The organism is Arthrobacter sulfonylureivorans, from assembly GCF_022637435.1.
Classification (GTDB): domain Bacteria; phylum Actinomycetota; class Actinomycetes; order Actinomycetales; family Micrococcaceae; genus Crystallibacter; species Crystallibacter sulfonylureivorans.
In genome coordinates, this window is the sequence record NZ_CP093326.1 from 898,833 (window position 1) to 914,660 (window position 15,828).

General features: G+C 67.1%; 17 protein-coding genes. 10 read left to right on the plus strand and 7 right to left on the minus strand.

Annotation, left to right across the window (positions count from 1 at the left end; genetic code table 11):
• The first annotated feature begins 51 nt into the window (after positions 1 to 51).
• Positions 52 to 417, plus strand: a complete 366-nt coding sequence (locus MNQ99_RS04355; protein ID WP_127512882.1) for a DUF4229 domain-containing protein — start codon at positions 52 to 54, stop codon at positions 415 to 417.
• A 68-nt stretch (positions 418 to 485) separates the two neighbouring features.
• On the opposite strand, the gene MNQ99_RS04360 is transcribed toward MNQ99_RS04355, so the two are convergent.
• From MNQ99_RS04360 to MNQ99_RS04370, 3 genes are all read right to left on the minus strand, one after another.
• On the minus strand, positions 486 to 1,367 hold the full coding sequence (locus tag MNQ99_RS04360) for a 1,4-dihydroxy-2-naphthoate polyprenyltransferase (RefSeq protein ID WP_241914577.1): 882 nt from the start codon (positions 1,365 to 1,367) through the stop codon (positions 486 to 488).
• Positions 1,368 to 1,490: 123 nt separating this feature from the next.
• Entirely contained in the window at positions 1,491 to 2,648 is a 1,158-nt protein-coding gene (locus MNQ99_RS04365; protein ID WP_241914578.1) for an AMP-binding protein, read from the minus strand.
• 10 nt (positions 2,649 to 2,658) lie between these two features.
• Positions 2,659 to 3,561, minus strand: a complete 903-nt coding sequence (locus tag MNQ99_RS04370; protein ID WP_241915267.1) for a 1,4-dihydroxy-2-naphthoyl-CoA synthase — start codon at positions 3,559 to 3,561, stop codon at positions 2,659 to 2,661.
• A gap of 615 nt (positions 3,562 to 4,176) precedes the next feature.
• On the opposite strand from MNQ99_RS04370, the gene MNQ99_RS04375 reads away from it, so the two are divergent.
• Positions 4,177 to 5,112, plus strand: a complete 936-nt coding sequence (locus MNQ99_RS04375; RefSeq protein ID WP_241914579.1) for a DUF2382 domain-containing protein — start codon at positions 4,177 to 4,179, stop codon at positions 5,110 to 5,112.
• A gap of 71 nt (positions 5,113 to 5,183) precedes the next feature.
• On the opposite strand, the gene MNQ99_RS04380 is transcribed toward MNQ99_RS04375, so the two are convergent.
• Positions 5,184 to 5,621 carry a VOC family protein gene (locus MNQ99_RS04380; RefSeq protein WP_241914580.1) on the minus strand — a complete coding sequence of 146 codons (438 nt, stop codon included), beginning with the start codon at positions 5,619 to 5,621 and terminating at the stop codon, positions 5,184 to 5,186.
• Between the two features lie 195 nt (positions 5,622 to 5,816).
• Between MNQ99_RS04380 and MNQ99_RS04385 the strand changes: the two genes are divergently transcribed.
• The 8 genes from MNQ99_RS04385 (at position 5,817) to paaZ (ending at position 13,557) form a co-directional block, all read left to right on the plus strand.
• Positions 5,817 to 6,290, plus strand: coding sequence for an SRPBCC family protein (locus MNQ99_RS04385; protein WP_241914581.1), 474 nt, complete (start codon positions 5,817 to 5,819; stop codon positions 6,288 to 6,290).
• Between the two features lie 20 nt (positions 6,291 to 6,310).
• Positions 6,311 to 6,799, plus strand: coding sequence for an SRPBCC domain-containing protein (locus tag MNQ99_RS04390; RefSeq protein ID WP_241914582.1), 489 nt, complete (start codon positions 6,311 to 6,313; stop codon positions 6,797 to 6,799).
• A gap of 175 nt (positions 6,800 to 6,974) precedes the next feature.
• On the plus strand, positions 6,975 to 8,186 hold the full coding sequence (locus MNQ99_RS04395) for a thiolase family protein (RefSeq protein ID WP_241914583.1): 1,212 nt from the start codon (positions 6,975 to 6,977) through the stop codon (positions 8,184 to 8,186).
• The gene (locus MNQ99_RS04400; RefSeq protein ID WP_241914584.1) at positions 8,186 to 8,995 is read left to right on the plus strand and encodes an enoyl-CoA hydratase/isomerase family protein; all 810 of its coding nucleotides are present in this window, start codon (positions 8,186 to 8,188) and stop codon (positions 8,993 to 8,995) included. Before MNQ99_RS04395 ends, MNQ99_RS04400 begins: the two co-directional genes overlap by 1 nt.
• A gap of 5 nt (positions 8,996 to 9,000) precedes the next feature.
• The gene (locus tag MNQ99_RS04405; RefSeq protein WP_241915268.1) at positions 9,001 to 9,864 is read left to right on the plus strand and encodes a 3-hydroxyacyl-CoA dehydrogenase family protein; all 864 of its coding nucleotides are present in this window, start codon (positions 9,001 to 9,003) and stop codon (positions 9,862 to 9,864) included.
• Positions 9,865 to 9,907: 43 nt separating this feature from the next.
• A complete protein-coding gene (locus tag MNQ99_RS04410) occupies positions 9,908 to 10,507 on the plus strand; it encodes a GNAT family N-acetyltransferase (RefSeq protein ID WP_241914585.1) in 600 nt (199 codons plus the stop codon).
• Positions 10,504 to 11,298: a tyrosine-protein phosphatase gene (locus tag MNQ99_RS04415; RefSeq protein ID WP_241914586.1), complete on the plus strand. Its 795-nt coding sequence runs from the start codon at positions 10,504 to 10,506 to the stop codon at positions 11,296 to 11,298. The genes MNQ99_RS04410 and MNQ99_RS04415 overlap by 4 nt, the downstream gene beginning before the upstream one ends.
• A gap of 189 nt (positions 11,299 to 11,487) precedes the next feature.
• Positions 11,488 to 13,557 carry a phenylacetic acid degradation bifunctional protein PaaZ gene (gene paaZ, locus MNQ99_RS04420; RefSeq protein WP_241914587.1) on the plus strand — a complete coding sequence of 690 codons (2,070 nt, stop codon included), beginning with the start codon at positions 11,488 to 11,490 and terminating at the stop codon, positions 13,555 to 13,557.
• Here the strand turns inward: paaZ and MNQ99_RS04425 are convergent.
• From MNQ99_RS04425 to MNQ99_RS04435, 3 genes are all read right to left on the minus strand, one after another.
• Entirely contained in the window at positions 13,538 to 14,275 is a 738-nt protein-coding gene (locus MNQ99_RS04425) for a nicotinamide mononucleotide transporter (RefSeq protein WP_241914588.1), read from the minus strand. The two genes, paaZ and MNQ99_RS04425, sit on opposite strands and share 20 nt — an antisense overlap.
• A 24-nt stretch (positions 14,276 to 14,299) precedes the next feature.
• Positions 14,300 to 14,965: a nicotinamide mononucleotide transporter gene (locus MNQ99_RS04430; RefSeq protein ID WP_241914589.1), complete on the minus strand. Its 666-nt coding sequence runs from the start codon at positions 14,963 to 14,965 to the stop codon at positions 14,300 to 14,302.
• Between the two features lie 135 nt (positions 14,966 to 15,100).
• Positions 15,101 to 15,730 (minus strand): TetR/AcrR family transcriptional regulator, encoded by a 630-nt coding sequence (locus MNQ99_RS04435; protein WP_127512866.1) that lies wholly within the window; start codon positions 15,728 to 15,730, stop codon positions 15,101 to 15,103.
• Positions 15,731 to 15,828 lie beyond the last annotated feature (98 nt).

Sequence of the window (15,828 nt, forward strand, 5' to 3'; positions counted from 1 at the left end):
CGGAAACCTTGGACTGTCCGGGTGATCTCGCGGGCAGCGTAAACTTGAGGCGTGGCTTTTTGGAAATTCAGCGCCCTGCGGCTCGGCATCATGGCCGTCATCTTTGTTATTTGCCTGTTCCTGAGGCTGGGCATCGTCTACTCCGCCTTAGCGGCCGCGGTCATGGGCTGGTGCATTACCTACCTGTTCTTCCGCAAGATGAGGGACGAAGCCGGGAGGGCACTCGCCAGCCGTTTCAATAAGGGCGTGACGGCACCGCGGACCTCCACGGAGATCTCCGATGCCTTGGCCGAGGACTCCGCGGTCGAACAGCACGGCGAGTTGCGGGTGGATTCCGACCGCAAGCCCAAGCCGGCACCGCAGCAACCGGCACAACATCAGCCGAACGAACCCCGGCCCGAGGACCAGCCGCGCTGACCCGTACCGGCAGCCGGTCCGGTTCCGGCTCGCGGCGTTGACCGCGGGCGTGCGCCCGCGGCAGCTGCCTACATGATCTCGCTGAGCACCAGGCCCAGGCCGAAGGCCACGGCGAACCCCAGGTTGATTAGCCCGGTCTGCTTCAGCACCGGAATCAGGCTCTCGCGCTTTTTGCCCTTGAGCATCAGCCAGCTCGGCGTGAGGCAGGCCGGGACCAGCAGCAGGACCAGCAGGATCCACGGGTAGTCGTAGACCAGAAGCAGCGGCAGCAGGATGGCTACCGCCAGCATCATGACGTAGCTGATGCGCGCAGCTTCGTCGCCCATGCGGACCGCCAGCGTCATTTTCCCCACCTCGCGGTCAGTGGGGATGTCGCGGACGTTGTTGGCCATCAGCAAGGCCGTGGCAATCAACCCGGTACCGACCGCGCCGATGAAGGACTGCCAGCTGACCTGCAGGGCCTGGGTGTAGGTGGTTCCCATGGTGGCGACGATGCCGAAGAACAGGAACACGTAGACTTCGCCCAGCCCACGGTAGCCGTAAGGGTTGTTGCCGCCGGTATATCCCCAGGCCGCGATCACGCAGCCCACGCCCACCAGCAGCAGCGGCCAGGTCTGGGACAGGATGATCAGCGCAAGCCCGGCCACCATGGCCAGCCCGAAGCTGCCGAACGCGGCAGCCTTGACAGCTTGCGGCGTGGCCAGCCCGGAGCCGGTCAGCCGCAATGGGCCGACGCGCACGTCGTCGGTGCCGCGGACCCCGTCCGAATAGTCGTTCGCGTAGTTCACCCCCACCTGGAACAGGGTCGCGACCAGCGCGGCCAGTACGGCAAGCAGCGGCTGGAAGGAACCCAGTTCGTAGGCGGCCGCGCTGCCGATGATCACCGGCGCGATCGACATCGGAAGCGTTCGGGGCCGCGCCCCTTCGAGCCATTGCCCGGCTGTAGCCACTGTGGAAGATCCTTACCTGTGGGGGACTTGTACATCATGGGCTGCGGGCATCCGCAGCAAGGTTCTATTCTCGCCCATGGGGGCCGGTGGGCCGTGCAGCTGGCGGAGCAGGAGTGCCGGATGTCACGGTTGCGGCGGTTCCGTGCCACGCTGCCCGTCGCCGTGCGGCACGGCCTCCGCCGCTGACCGGCGCAGCATATCGGCCACGGCCAAGCGGTCCGGTTTCCCGTTGGACAGCAGCGGCAGCGCGTCCAGGTGCACAACGTGGCGCGGGACGGCCGGGCTCCCCAAGGCCGCGCGGACGCGCGCCCGGATCTGATCCACGGTGGCGGAACCGACGACGGCGGCGCACACCTTGGTGCCCCACTCCGGATCCGCGATTCCGGCCACCAATGCCGTCCGCACCTCCGGGAGCCCTTCAATTGCCTCGGCCACGGCAGCCGCAGATACCTTGACGCCGCCGGTGATCAGCACGTCGTCCGCGCGCCCGCTCACGGTGAGCGTACCGGCGTCGTCGACCTCACCCAGGTCTTCGGTGCGGAACCACCGGGTGCCGCCGGACTCGCTGAAGTGCGCTGCCGTCAGCTCCGGATTCCCCAGGTAGCCGCCGGCCACCACGTCGCCGCCGATCAGCACCCGGCCCTCCTGGAGCTGCAGCCTGACGCCCTGAAGCGGCACGCCGTCGTACACGCAGCCGCCGCAGGTCTCGCTCATCCCGTAGGTGCGCACGATCTTCAGGGAATGCTTGGCCGCTTCCGTCCGCAGCGCCGCCGGCATCCGGGCCCCGCCCAGCAGGATCGCGTCGAAGCGGCGCAGCGCCTTGACCGTGTCCGGCGCCGAGGCGGTGAGCAGCCGATGCAGTTGAGTAGGCACCAGCGAGGTGATGCGGAACCGGTCGGTCAGCGCGGAGGCGGCGTCGGTGAAGGCCTGTGCGGTGAAACCGTGGGACATGTCCATGGCCCAAGGCCGGGTGCCGGCGTAGAGCGATCGGACCAGCACCTGCAGGCCGGCGACGTAGTTTGGTGCCAGCGTCAGCAGCCACTGCCCCTCGCCGCCCAGCCGCAGCGCAGTGCCCATTGACGACGCGGCCAGCGCGTCGATCCCCAGCATGGTGGCCTTGGGTGTGCCGGTGGAACCCGAGGTCCGGACAATCGCGGCGGTATCCGGCGCCAGCCCGGGGGAAGTCACCGGCAGCGGGGTACCATCGGCCGCGATTTCGACGGCGGGGCCCTCGCCGCCCAGCGCTGCCGTCAGCGCGGACAGGGCCGGATCGATGTCCATCCCGGCCGCCTTAGAAGTAGTAGGGGAACGAAGACCAGTCCGGGTCGCGCTTGGCCAGGAACGCCTCCTTGCCTTCGACGGCCTCGTCCGTCATATACGCCAGTCGGGTGGCTTCACCGGCGAAGACCTGCTGGCCGGCCAGCCCGTCGTCGGCCAGGTTGAAGGCGAACTTGAGCATCCGGATGGCCTGCGGCGATTGCCGCGCGATGTCCGCGGCGTACTCCAGCGCCACCTCTTCGAGACGCTCATGGTCGACCGCCTCGTTGACCGCACCCATGCGGACCATGTCCTCCGCGGAGTATTCGCGGGCCAGGAAGAAAATCTCCCGCGCCGCCTTCTGGCCGATCTGCCGGGCCAGCAAGGCGGAGCCGTAGCCCGCGTCGAAGCTGCCCACGGTGGCATCGGTCTGCTTGAATTTGCCGTGCTGTCGGGAGGCGATGGTCAGGTCGGAGACCACGTGCAGCGAGTGGCCGCCGCCGGCTGCCCAGCCGTTGACGACGGCGATGACCACCTTGGGCATGGTGCGCATCAGCCGCTGGACTTCCAGAATGTGCAGCCGGCCGGCGCGGGCCGGATCGATAAATTCTGCGGATTCCCCGGCGGCGTTTTCTACCGGGTAGCGATACCCGTCGCGGCCGCGGATGCGCTGGTCGCCGCCGGAGCAGAACGAGTGGCCGCCGTCCTTGGCGGAGGGGCCGTTGCCGGTCAGCAGCACGGTGGCGACGTCCGGTGTCATCCGTGCATGGTCCATCGCCCGGTAGAGCTCGTCGACAGTGCCGGGGCGGAACGCGTTGCGCACCTCTGGCCGGTTGAACGCGATGCGAACGGCGGGCAGGTCGCGGACCACGGTGCCGTCGGCGTCGCGCTCCACCTGGCGGTGGTAGGTCATGTCTTGGAAGTCGAAGCCTTCCACGACGCGCCAGCGCTGGGGGTCGAAGAGGTCGGAAACCTTCTCCGGAAGGTCAGGCTGCGCCTGGCCGGTGCTGCTGGCGGAGGTGGTGCTGGCTGGGGTAGGGGTCTCGGAAGTCACCCTTCGAGTTTATCGTTGCGGTTGCGAGGATCTTTTGCGGGTCCCATGCCCGGGAATCCGGCGGTGATTTCAGTTCGGCGGTGCCGCCCCAGACGCCCACCACACCACGCCAAGGCAGCGGGCGAGGTCTGGCAAGACAGCACAGCGTAGACCGTCGGCTGGAGGTGGTTTCAGCACGATAATTTTTGGCCGACAGGGGTTGCAGGTGAATGCTAAGCATGCTTTGCTTACAGTGTAAGCAACCTTCCGGCCAACAGTGGAACAGAACCAGGGGTCGGCGTAAAACGGCCTTCCGGCCCTCCTGACAGCTCGGGGGCTGAACCCGCTGGGGGAATGTGAACCCAGCCCGACGGCCTACCGATCTGACCGCCTCTACCCGTTCGAGCGGGGGACGGCAGAAGCATCCAAAACCATCATCGCGCCCGGCAGCACACCCGTGCCGGCGGAGCGTCCGCGCCCCGGTCAAGCCGTGGCAGGTGGAACCAATAAGGAGATGAAATGATCGCCAAGGATAAAATCGACCGTCTGGTCGGCAGCAGCGCCAATGTGATCGATTCCGAAGGAAGCAAGATCGGATCGCTCGGGGAACTCTACCTCGACGACCGGACCGATGAGCCGAGTTGGGCAACGGTCAAGACCGGCCTGTTCGGCATGTCCGAAAGCTTCGTCCCGCTTGACAATGCCACCACCGAGGGCGGGGACCTCCGCGTGCCCTACACCAAGGACCAAATCAAGGACGCCCCGCGCGTGGACCCGGAGGGACATCTGGACGAGTCAGAGGAGGATCGCCTCTACCGTCACTACGGCTTGGCCGCAGGCAATGCAGGCAATGCAGGCAATGCAGGCAATGCAGGCAATGCAGGCTACAGCGGAGACGGCGGCACTACCCGCACCGGAACGGCCGGGACCACCGGAACCGCCGGGACCACTGGCACCGTTGGTACCACCGGCATTGCGGACAGGGACACCTCCCGCGAAACCGCCGGCAGGCACGGAACGGACGAAACCGCCGGCAGGCACGGAACGGACTATGACACCTCCCGGGCAGGGGCCGACGACGCTATGACCCGTTCGGAGGAGCGGGTGCGGGTGGGCACCGAATCCCAGGAAGTCGGAAAGGCCAGGCTGCGCAAGTACGTCGTCACCGAGAATGTCACCCGCACGGTCCCCATTCAGCGTGAAGAGGTGCGCCTTGAGCGGGAACCGATTACTGACGCCAACCGTGGCGAGGCGCTCTCCGGTCCAGAGCTCAGCGAGGCTGAGCACGAAGTGACCCTGCACGCGGAAAAGCCGGTGGTGGACAAGGAAACTGTCCCGGTTGAACGCGTCCGGCTCGATAAAGATACCGTCACCGACCAGGAGACCGTTTCCACGGACGTGCGCAAGGAAGAGGTCGAGGCCGAAGATGATGTGAGGGGCGGCAAGCGCCACTGATCGCTACGTGTTTGTCGCCGCGCGGGGCCCCGGGGGATTTACCTCTGGGGCCTCTCGCTGGCCCGCAGCCTCTAGGAGATGCAGAACTCGTTGCCTTCCGGGTCGGCCATCGTGTGCCAGCCGTGCGGGCCCTGCGACTCCGAGTACAAGAAGGTGGCACCACGGGCTTCCAGCCGTGCCCGGACCTCGTCCTTGTCTTCCCCGGCCAAACGGACGTCCCAGTGGATCCGGTTCTTGACCGACTTGGACTCCGGAACCGGCTGGAAGAGGATCCGCTGCCTCGCTTTGCTCTCTACCTGATCCGGGGGGCAGATTGCCGCTCCGTCTTTCCACACGCGAACGTTGTTGTGGACGATCGTGTCGGCGTCGGTGGCGAACCCTTGCTCGATCATGCTGGTGATGAAGTCCTGGTCTGTGGGTTCCACCGCCCAACCCAGCGTTTCCGCCCACCAATCGGCCTGGGCGTGCGCGTCCTTGCAATCAACCGCCATCTGGATGTTGTACGTCATGGCGTAGAGCGTAAAGGCTCCGGCTCGCAGGCGGTAGGGGGACGCGGACAGCAAGGGTCCTCAGTCGGCCAGCCGTCGCATGATGGGCCGCTTCCGCGCCGCCGGTCCGCCACCCTTGACTCGCGGCTGCTCTAAGACCCACAGGCTCTCCACTAGGCTGTTGGCAGACCAACGTCTCCTGCCGAAAGAGCCACAGTGGGCCATCACCTTGAACTAGTCCAGCACGTCAACGCGCCGGCCGAAGCCGTCTGGCGCGTCCTCACCGACATCCCTGGTTCCGCCCGGACACTGAGCTCCATATCCCGCGTGGAGATCCTGACGCCCGGCGACTACGCCGAGGGCTACCGGTGGCGTGAGACCCGGAAGATGATGGGCAAGGAAGCCACCGAGGAGATGTGGGTGGCGGACATGGATGCGCCGACCTCCACCACGGTCAAGGCGAAGTCGAACGGCGCCGCCTACACCACCCGGTTCACACTCGCGCCGGCAGGCGACGGCACCCGGCTCAGCATGTTCTTCGGCGCCGAGATGGAGAGCCCCGGCGCTTTCGCCAAGGTGATGCTGGCGCTGTTCGGGAAGCTCGCAATGGGTATCACGCGCAAGCAGATGGCCAGGGATCTGGAAGAGATCGCGGCCAAGGCCGAGGGCCGGGACCAAGCCGCAGCGTGATGCTGGATCAGGAGGAGACCATGTCCGGCGGCATTGACCCCCAGGTTAGCGTGGACCGCAGCGGACCCGGGCAGCCGGTACTGCTGATCCGCCAACAATTCGACCACGGCGCCAACCGGCTGTGGCGCGCGCTCACCGAGGACGACGAGCTTTCGGCCTGGTTCCCCTGCGGTGTCAGGCTGGACCTCAGGATCGGCGGCACCATCCAGTTCCTGTTTCCCGGCGAAGACCCGGATGCCGGCCAGGTGCTGGAGGTGGTGCCGGGGCGGACCCTGGCGTTTAGCTGGGACCAAGAAGTCCTGCGATGGACGGTGGAGTCGGCGGAACGGGGAGGCGGCACGCTGTCCCTGGCGAATTCACTGCAAGACCCCGCGTGGGCGGCGAGGGTGGCCGCCGGCTGGCATCAGTGCTTTGAGCAGTTGGGGGCGTTGCTAGATGGCAACCCCGTCGGCCTGGCGCCCGGCCGGCCCATCGAGGAGCTGGTGGAAGAGTATGGCCGCCTGGTTTAGCTGCCGGGCTCTGCCGCCGTGCAGCTGTAACTTCGCCCCTGGCCGTCACACCAGTTGACCGGCCCAGAGCGGCGTGGGATTCTTTATAGAACGGTCGGTCGGTAATTTTTGCTGTCAGGCAGCCGGAGCGGCCGCTCACCGTCATCGTTGATCGATCAAGCGAGGGATTATTTCTATGGCTGAGGCATTCCTGATTGGCGGGGCGCGGACCCCGGTTGGCCGCTACGGAGGCGCACTGTCCGCAGTCCGTCCCGACGATCTGGCGGCGCTGGTCGTCAAGGAGGCCGTCAACCGGGCCGGCATCGATCCGGATGCGGTCGAGGAAGTCATTCTCGGCAACGCCAACGGCGCGGGTGAGGAAAACCGCAACGTGGCCCGGATGGCTTGGCTGCTGGCCGGCTACGCCGACCAGGTTCCCGGCATCACGGTCAACCGCCTGTGTGCCTCCGGCCTGAGCGCCATCATCCAGGCCTCGCACATGATCAAGGCCGGCGCGGCAGACATCGTCATCGCCGGCGGCGTGGAATCGATGAGCCGGGCCCCGTGGGTCCAGGAGAAGCCGGCCAAGGCCTTCGCCAAGCCGGGCGAAATTTTCGATACCTCCATCGGCTGGCGCTTCGTCAACCAGCGTTTCGCCAAGGGCGACCTCAGTCGCGGCGGCAAGATGACCTACTCCATGCCGCAGACCGCCGAGGAAGTGGCCGACGTGTACGGCATTTCCCGCGAGGACGCCGACGCGTTCGCGGTCCAGTCGCACGAGCGCGCCATCGCAGCCATCGAGGCGGGCCGGCTCAAGGAGGAAATCGTCCCGGTGACGGTCAAGGGACGGAAGGGCGACACCGTCGTCGACACCGATGAGGGACCCCGGCCCGGGACCACGCTGGAGGTTCTTGCCGGACTCCGGCCCATCATCAAGCCGGACGGCGTGGTCACCGCGGGCAACTCCAGTTCGCTCAACGACGGCGCCTCGGCGATCGTGATTGCGTCCGAGGCCGCGGTCAACAGGTTCGGCCTCACACCCCGCGCCCGCATTGTCGACGGCGCCTCGGCCGGCGTCGCCCCTGAAATCATGGGCATCGGCCCGGTGCCCGCCACCCGGAAGGTGCTGGACCGCGCAGGCTGGAGCATCGATGACCTGGGCGCGGTGGAGCTCAACGAAGCGTTCGCCACCCAGTCGCTCGCGGTGCTGCGTGACCTGAAGCTGGACCAGGGCATCGTGAACAACGACGGCGGTGCCATCGCTTTGGGGCACCCGCTCGGTTCCAGCGGCTCCCGTCTGGTGGTGACCCTGCTGGGCCGGATGGAGCGCGAAGGCGCACAGCGCGGCCTGGCCACCATGTGTGTGGGGGTCGGCCAGGGCACGTCGATGATCGTCGAGCGGGTCTGATGCTCTTCGCCGACTACTCCTTCAGTACGCTGCGCGTGGATGAGCGGGATGATCGCGTCCACGTGACGTTGAACAGGCCGGAAGTCCGCAACGCCATCGACCAGGCCATGGTGGACGAACTGCACTCCGTCTGCGCCGTGCTGGAGCGCGAACCGCGGATCCTGATCCTGTCCGGCACCGAGGTCAACGGCAAGGGGATCTTCGCCTCCGGCGCGGATATCTCCCAGCTGCGTGAACGGCGCCGCGACGACGCGCTGGCGGGCATCAACTCCACCGTTTTCCACCGCATCGCACGGCTGCCGCTGCCGGTCATCGCCGCGCTCGACGGCTTCGCCCTCGGCGGGGGAGCGGAACTGGCCTACGCCGCCGACTTCCGCATCGCCACGCCGTCGGTGAAGATCGGCCAGCCCGAAACCGGCCTGGGCATCATGGCCGCGGCCGGAGCCACCTGGCGCCTGAAGGAACTGGTGGGGGAGCCGCTGGCCAAGGAGATCCTGCTGGCCGGCCGCATCCTGGACGCCGACGAAGCGCTGGCGGCCCGACTGGTCACCGAAATCCACGAGTCCGCCAACCTGATCGAGGCCGCGCATGCGCTGGCGGACCGGATCGGCAAGCAAGACCCGCTGGCCGTCCGCCTCACCAAGACCGTGTTCCACACCCCGCGTGAAGCGCACCCGGTGATCGACACCGTGGCCCAGGGCATTCTGTTTGAGTCCCAGGCCAAATTCGACCGGATGCAGACTTTCTTAGATAAGAACGCTGCCAAGAGTGCCGCCCGTAGTGCAGCGAAGCAGAACGAATCCAAGTGAGCGAGATGAATCCTGTGCAGAGCATTCCCAACAACGTAGGTGTCCTCGGCGGCGGCCGCATGGGCGCCGGCATTGCCCACGCGTTCCTGACCGCAGGTGCCGACGTCGTCGTGGTGGAGCGTGACGACGCCGCGGCCCAGGCCGCGCACGAGCGGGTGGCCGGCGCGTTGGCCAAGAGCGTGGAGCGCGGCACCACCGACGAGTCGCTGGATGCGCTGACATCCCGGCTGTCCGTGTCCGTCGACTACGGATCGTTCGCCACCTGCGGCCTGGTGGTGGAGGCCGTGCCGGAGGATTTCGAGCTTAAGTCCACCGCGCTGAAAGCCGTGGAAGCCCAGCTTTCGCCGACCGCGTGGCTGGCGACGAACACGTCCTCGCTGTCCATCACCAAGCTGGCCGACCAACTGCAGCGGCCGGCGAACTTCTGCGGCCTGCATTTCTTCAATCCGGTGCCGGCGTCGCAGCTGGTGGAAGTGGTGCTGGCTCCGAAGACTTCGGAAGAGCTCGCCGCCGCCTCCCGAAGCTGGGTCGAGGCACTGAAGAAGACCGCCGTCGTCGTGAATGACGCGCCGGGCTTCGCCTCCTCGCGGCTGGGCGTGGCCATTGCGCTGGAAGCCATGCGGATGGTGGAAGAAGGCGTGGCGTCAGCGGAGGATATCGACGCCGCCATGGTGCTGGGCTATAAGCACCCGGTGGGCCCGCTTAAGACCACCGACATCGTGGGGCTGGACGTCCGCTTGGGCATCGCCGAGTACCTGCATTCCACGCTCGGGGACCGGTTTGCTCCGCCGCAGATCCTGCGGGACAAGGTGGCCCGCGGGGAGCTCGGCCGCAAGTCCGGCAAGGGTTTCTTCGACTGGGAGAAGTAGCCGGGGCAGCGTCTCAGCGGGGGTGCGGTTGTAGGCTGCTGGGATGGCTCTGTTCGAACCGCTGACGCTGACCGGAAGCCTGGTGAAGCTGCAGCCCCTGCGCGTGCGGCACCTGCCTGAGCTCCAGGACGCGGTGCGCGACGGCGAACTGTGGAGGCTCTGGTACACGCAGATCCCGTCGCCGCTCACCATGGAACTGGAGATCCGGCGGCGGCTGGAACTCCAGGACCACGGACGGATGCTCCCCTTCACCGTCCGCCGGCTCTCCGACAACACGGTGCTGGGCATGACCAGCTTCTGCCACATCGACGAAGCCGCGCCGCGGGTGGAGATCGGCTACACCTGGAACCGTGCCAGCGCGCAGGGCACCGGCACCAACCCGGACAGCAAGCTGCAGCTGATGGGGCATGCCTTCGAAACGCTCGGCTGCTGTGCGGTGGAGTTCCGCACGGACCGGCTGAACCGCCAGTCCCGTGACGCCATCGAACGGCTCGGCGCCCGGCAGGACGGCGTGCTGCGCAGGCATACCAAGATGCCCGACGGACGGATCCGCGACACCGTGGTCTACTCCGTCTTGGACTCCGAGTGGCCGGACGTCAAGGCCCGGCTGCGAAAACGGGTGGACAAGGAGCGCAGACCGTGAGCGGCCGGGCCAAGGATTCCCACCCCGCCGGCTCCGGTGCTACTGGCTCCGGCGCGCCGGAGGTCGGCGACGCCGCACTGGTACCGGAGCGGGGCACCGCGGCTTCCGATGCCGTCGACTGGGAGGGTGCGGTCAACGCCCGCCTCGTGGCGGGGGATATTTTCCGGATGGGTCGGGCGGAATGGCTGACGGCCGCCGGCTGGCAGCAGGCGTACGACGACGGGGTGCGCACCATTGTGGATCTGCGGAACCCAGGTGAACGTTCGCGCCGTCCGACGGATCCCGTGGTTCCGCCGGCGGCGCTGGAAAAGTTCACCGTGCTGAACCGGCCCACCGAAGAGCCCGGCCACCCGGAACTCGCGGCCAATGCGCCGTACATGAACCACCCTCGCTTCTATCTGGACAACGTGCGGATCTTCCCGCAACTGATCGCCGAGGTTTTCCGCACGCTGGCGCACGCGGAGGGCGCCGTCGTCGTCCATTGCTCCGCCGGGCGGGACCGCACGGGAATGGTCTCCATGATGCTATTGCAGCTCGCCGGAGTTCCCGCCGGGCAGATCGCGGATGCCCATGAGCTGGGTATCCGCGGCATCAATGACTGGCATCGGATCAGCCCCTACCGGCATCCGGTGGAGAGCTACATCAGCGGCGACGAACTGGAAGTGCGGGTGGCCGACATGCGCGGGTCGCTGCTGCAGGTGTTGTCCCAGCTTGAGGTGGAACCGTTTCTGCTGCGCCACGGCCTGGCCCGAAGTGACGTCGAAGCGCTCCGCGCCCGGATGGCCGGCTGACGGCCCGGCACGCTGATGGATTGCAAGCTGATGCACGGCAAGCCTGGCCAGCGCCATGGGCTGGGGGCTGTGCGCGGCAGCACGGTCATGTAGGCTAGGTACGTTACCGACCGACCGTTCAGTATTTTAAGTTCCCGTCGGGCATCCGCTTTTCAGCGTCCGGCCCGGGAAGAGAAAGGGCTGTCAACGATGACCTCTACCGCCGTTGATGTCGAGATTGTTCCCAGCTACATCCAGGATGCCTGGTGGACGCCCGCCGGTGATGTCTCCGGCACCGAGGTCCGCGATGCCAGCACCGGCGATCTGCTGGCCCGGGTTAGCACCGATGGGCTGGACCTGGCTGCCGCCGTCGAACACGGCCGCACGGTCGGTCAAGCCTCACTGGGCAGGCTCACGTTCCACCAGCGCGCGCTCAAGCTCAAGGAGCTGGCCCAGTACCTGAACGCACGGCGCGAAGTGCTGTATGAAGTCTCGCACCGCACCGGCGCCACCAAGATCGACAACATGATCGACATCGATGGCGGGATCGGCGTGCTGTTCACTTTCGGTTCCAAGGGCCGGCGCGAACTGCCGAACTCGCAGATCGTGGTGGACGGCCCGGCAGAGGTCCTGGCCAAGGACGGCTCGTTTATGGGCCAGCATATCTACACCCGCATTCCGGGCGTGGCCGTGCAGATCAACGCCTTCAACTTCCCGGTGTGGGGCATGCTGGAAAAGCTCGCCCCGGCCTTCATTGCCGGTGTGCCGACCATCGTCAAGCCGGCCACTCCCACCGGCTACGTCGCCGCCGCTGCGGTGAAATTGATCATCGAGTCCAACATCCTGCCGGCCGGTTCGCTCCAGCTGATCTCCGGTTCTGCCCGTGACCTGCTGGATCATCTGGACTACCGCGACGCCGTGGCATTCACCGGGTCCGCCTCCACCGCGAACCTGCTGAAGTCCCACCCGAACGTCGCGCAGGGCGGCATCCGCTTCACCGCCGAGGCGGATTCGCTCAACGCGGCGATCCTCGGCCCCGATGCGGTGCCGGGCACCCCGGAGTTCGACGCGTACATCAAGTCGCTGGTCACCGAAATGACCGCCAAGGCCGGCCAGAAGTGCACCTCCATCCGCCGGGCCATCGTTCCCAAGGACCGCATCCAGGATGTTGCCGATGCCGTCCGTGCCCGGATCGAGCAGCGCGTTGTGGTCGGAGACCCGCGGGCCGAGGGCGTGACCATGGGCGCGCTGGCCTCGCTGGAGCAGCTCAACGACGTCCGCGCCGCGGTCCAGGCCATGGTCGACGCCGGTGGCGAACTGGCTTACGGCACGCTCGACGCGCCGCAGGTCACCCGCGCCGACGGGACCGTGGGCGACTCTGAAGGGGCCTTCATGTCCCCGGTGCTGGTGACCTGGGCTGACGCGGAAGCCGAGGCCGTGCATTCGCTCGAAGCCTTTGGGCCGGTGTCCTCCGTGATCGGCTACGAGGATTTGGCCGACGCAGTCCGGCTGGCTGCCATGGGCGCGGGCTCGCTGGTAGCGACCGTGGCAACGAATGACCCGGAAGCCGCGCGCGTGCTGGTGACCGGCATCGCCGCCCACCACGGCCGCGTACTGGTCCTCAACCGCGAGGACGCCAAGACGTCCACCGGACACGGTTCGCCGGTGCCCCACCTGGTTCATGGCGGTCCCGGCCGCGCCGGCGGCGGCGAGGAATTGGGCGGCATCCGCTCCGTGCTGCACCACATGCAGCGCACCGCCGTCCAAGGGTCGCCGAACATGCTCACTGCGGTGACCGGTGTGTGGCACACCGGCGCCGACCAGAATTTCGACGACGTCCACCCGTTCCGCAAGAGCCTGGCCAAGCTGAAGATCGGCGATGCGCTGCGCTCTGAACTGCGCCAGGTCACGTTGGAGGACATCACGGCGTTCGCCAACGAAACCGGCGACACGTTCTACGCGCACACCAACCAGGAAGCTGCGGCCGCCAACCCGTTCTTCCCCGGCATTGTGGCGCATGGCTACTTGCTGCTCGCCTGGGGCGCCGGGCTGTTCGTTGAACCCGCGCCGGGACCCGTGCTGGCCAATTATGGCCTGGAGAACCTGCGCTTCATCACGCCGGTGGCCGCCGGGGACTCGATCCGCGTCACGCTCACCGCCAAGCGGATCACGCCGCGGGAGACGGACGAGTACGGCGAGGTCGCCTGGGACGCGGTGCTGACCAACCAGAATGACGAGATCGTGGCGACCTACGACGTGCTCACGCTGGTGGAGAAGTAGCCGGAGCTCCTCCTGCCGCGTCCCCGGCGGCTTCGGCTCCGGGGACCGGCGGGTAGTAGACCACGGTGTGCCAGCGCCAGAACGCGAACAGCACCAGCAACACGGTGGCGCCGTTCAGTAGTTGGGAGGTCGGCGGACTGGGAAACACCAGCGACGTGGCCAGTTGCACCACGGCGAAGGCCAGCCACAACCACCACGCCTCATAGATGCGGTGGGCCAGGCCCAGATACACCACCACGACCACGGCTGCGTACAGCGCCTGCAGCACCAGGACGGTCATCAAGCCGCCTTCCATGGGAAAGCCCGCTTGGACGTCGCTGGCCATGAACAACAAGGTGGCAGCTGGCAGCACCAGCAGGGCGGCACCCCATTGTCGGCCGGTTGCCCGGCGGATCTGCACCGCGGCCAAAGCGGCGCCGGGGTCACCCGGGGCAACGGGCAAGGCCGCGGCCCGCCAGCGCCATGCACCGTAGCAGGGCAGCAAGAGCGCCACGGCAATAGAGGCGTTAACGAAGAAGGCGGCGCCGCCGTCGAAATTCGGGATGATGAGCAGCAGGAAGACCATCGCCTGCTGGACCAGCAGCACGGGCCAGGCCCAGCGGGTGCGGAGCCCGAACAGGAAGACCGCGAGCAGCCCGACCAGTGCCTGCAGGTGGCCCACGGAAACCAGCGCGCCGGCAGAACCGTCCGGGACCTTCAACGCCATGATCCAGTCCATGATGCCGGCCTTTACATGGGCTGGTTACGCGGTCCGGCCCGGGGCGCCGGTGCCGGGTGTGGCTGGACGGCCGGGATGGGCTGGCGCCAGTCGATGTTTGCTCCGCATCGGCCGCCGCATCGCGTGCTGCCAGGTCAGGTAACCGAAGACTTGAAGTCCGGCCGCGATCGCGCCATACAGCGAGAACCACACCGGTGCGTTCTGGATGGTGGAGAGGAACATGGTGGCCAGCGAGAGCGCCACCCCCAGCCACCAAGACTGCGTGATCCCGTGCGCGAAGCCCAGGTACATGACCGCTGGAAGCGCGGCCAACAGCGCGTTGAACAGATACACCGGGCCGATCTCGGCTACCGGCGTCACCCCGGCGAACGCGTTTAGGAGGTACAACAGCAGCAACAGGCCGGCTCCGATTCCCCACTCACGGCCGTGCGCCGAGCGGAGTGGCACGTGGATGCCTTCGCGCCGGTACTGGGTCCACTTCCACAGGCCGTAGAGGGCGGCGGCCAGCACGAAGACGGTGCTGGTGTTCAAGCGTCCATTGGGGATACCGGTGGCCAGCAAGACGGCCGTGGTGGTCACCGGCAGCAGCCAGGCCCAAGGCACGCGGTAGGAGAACAAAACAATGGCCGCAATCGTGAGCGCCATATTCAGCGCCGGCACCCACCAGGACACCCCATCCATATCGATCACGTCCCCATAACGCCGACTGGTTGACGCCAGCCTAGCAGGCGCGGACCGGGAATTCAGCAGGAACGTCGGGCCCGTTGGGAGAGCCTGCGGCGGATCCATCGGGCCAGCCGCCGCGATGGGGCAGGGCGGCTTGAGTCAGGCGATCACGCGGGCGGCAGCGGGCAGGTGGAGGCCGTCGAACATCATGGCGATCAGGTCGTCGGCGAGCTTCTGCGGCGTCAGCGGTCCGCCCGGTTTGTACCATTCGACGATGGAGTTGATGGTGCCGAAGAGCAGCCGCGCAGTGATCCGCGGGTCGATGTCTCCGCGGAGGGACCCTTCCGTGCGGGCGGCATCCACCAACTCGGCGACGGTATGGTCGAACGTGCGGCGGCGCTCCAGCGCGTCACGCTCGATCTCGGTGTTGCCGCGCAGGCGCAGCAGCAGGGTGACGTACGGGAGTTTGTCGCACAGGACCTGAACCGTTCCGCGCAGCACGAACTCCAGCCGCGCGTCGGCCCGGCCGACGGAAGCCGACGGGTTTTCCAAGACGGCTTCCAGGCTGCCCAGCGCTTCTTCAAGGGCCAGCCGCAGCAGGTCGCCCTTGGACGGAACATGGTGGTAGATGGCGCTCTTGGAGATACCCAGGTTCTCGGCAAGGATGCCCATCGACGTGGCCTCGTAGCCGTGCTTGTTGAAGACGCCGACGGCGACGTTCAGCACCGACTGCTGGTCGTAGCCCGGGCGACCGCGGCGGACTGTCTCCTGGTCCTTTGTCTTCACCATTGTTCTATTCTCCCACGACCGTTAGGTCGGTAATGCGGCCGGCGGGTGCCTGGCCAAGCCGGGCACCCGCCGTCGTGCGTGGATCGTGCTCGGGCCCG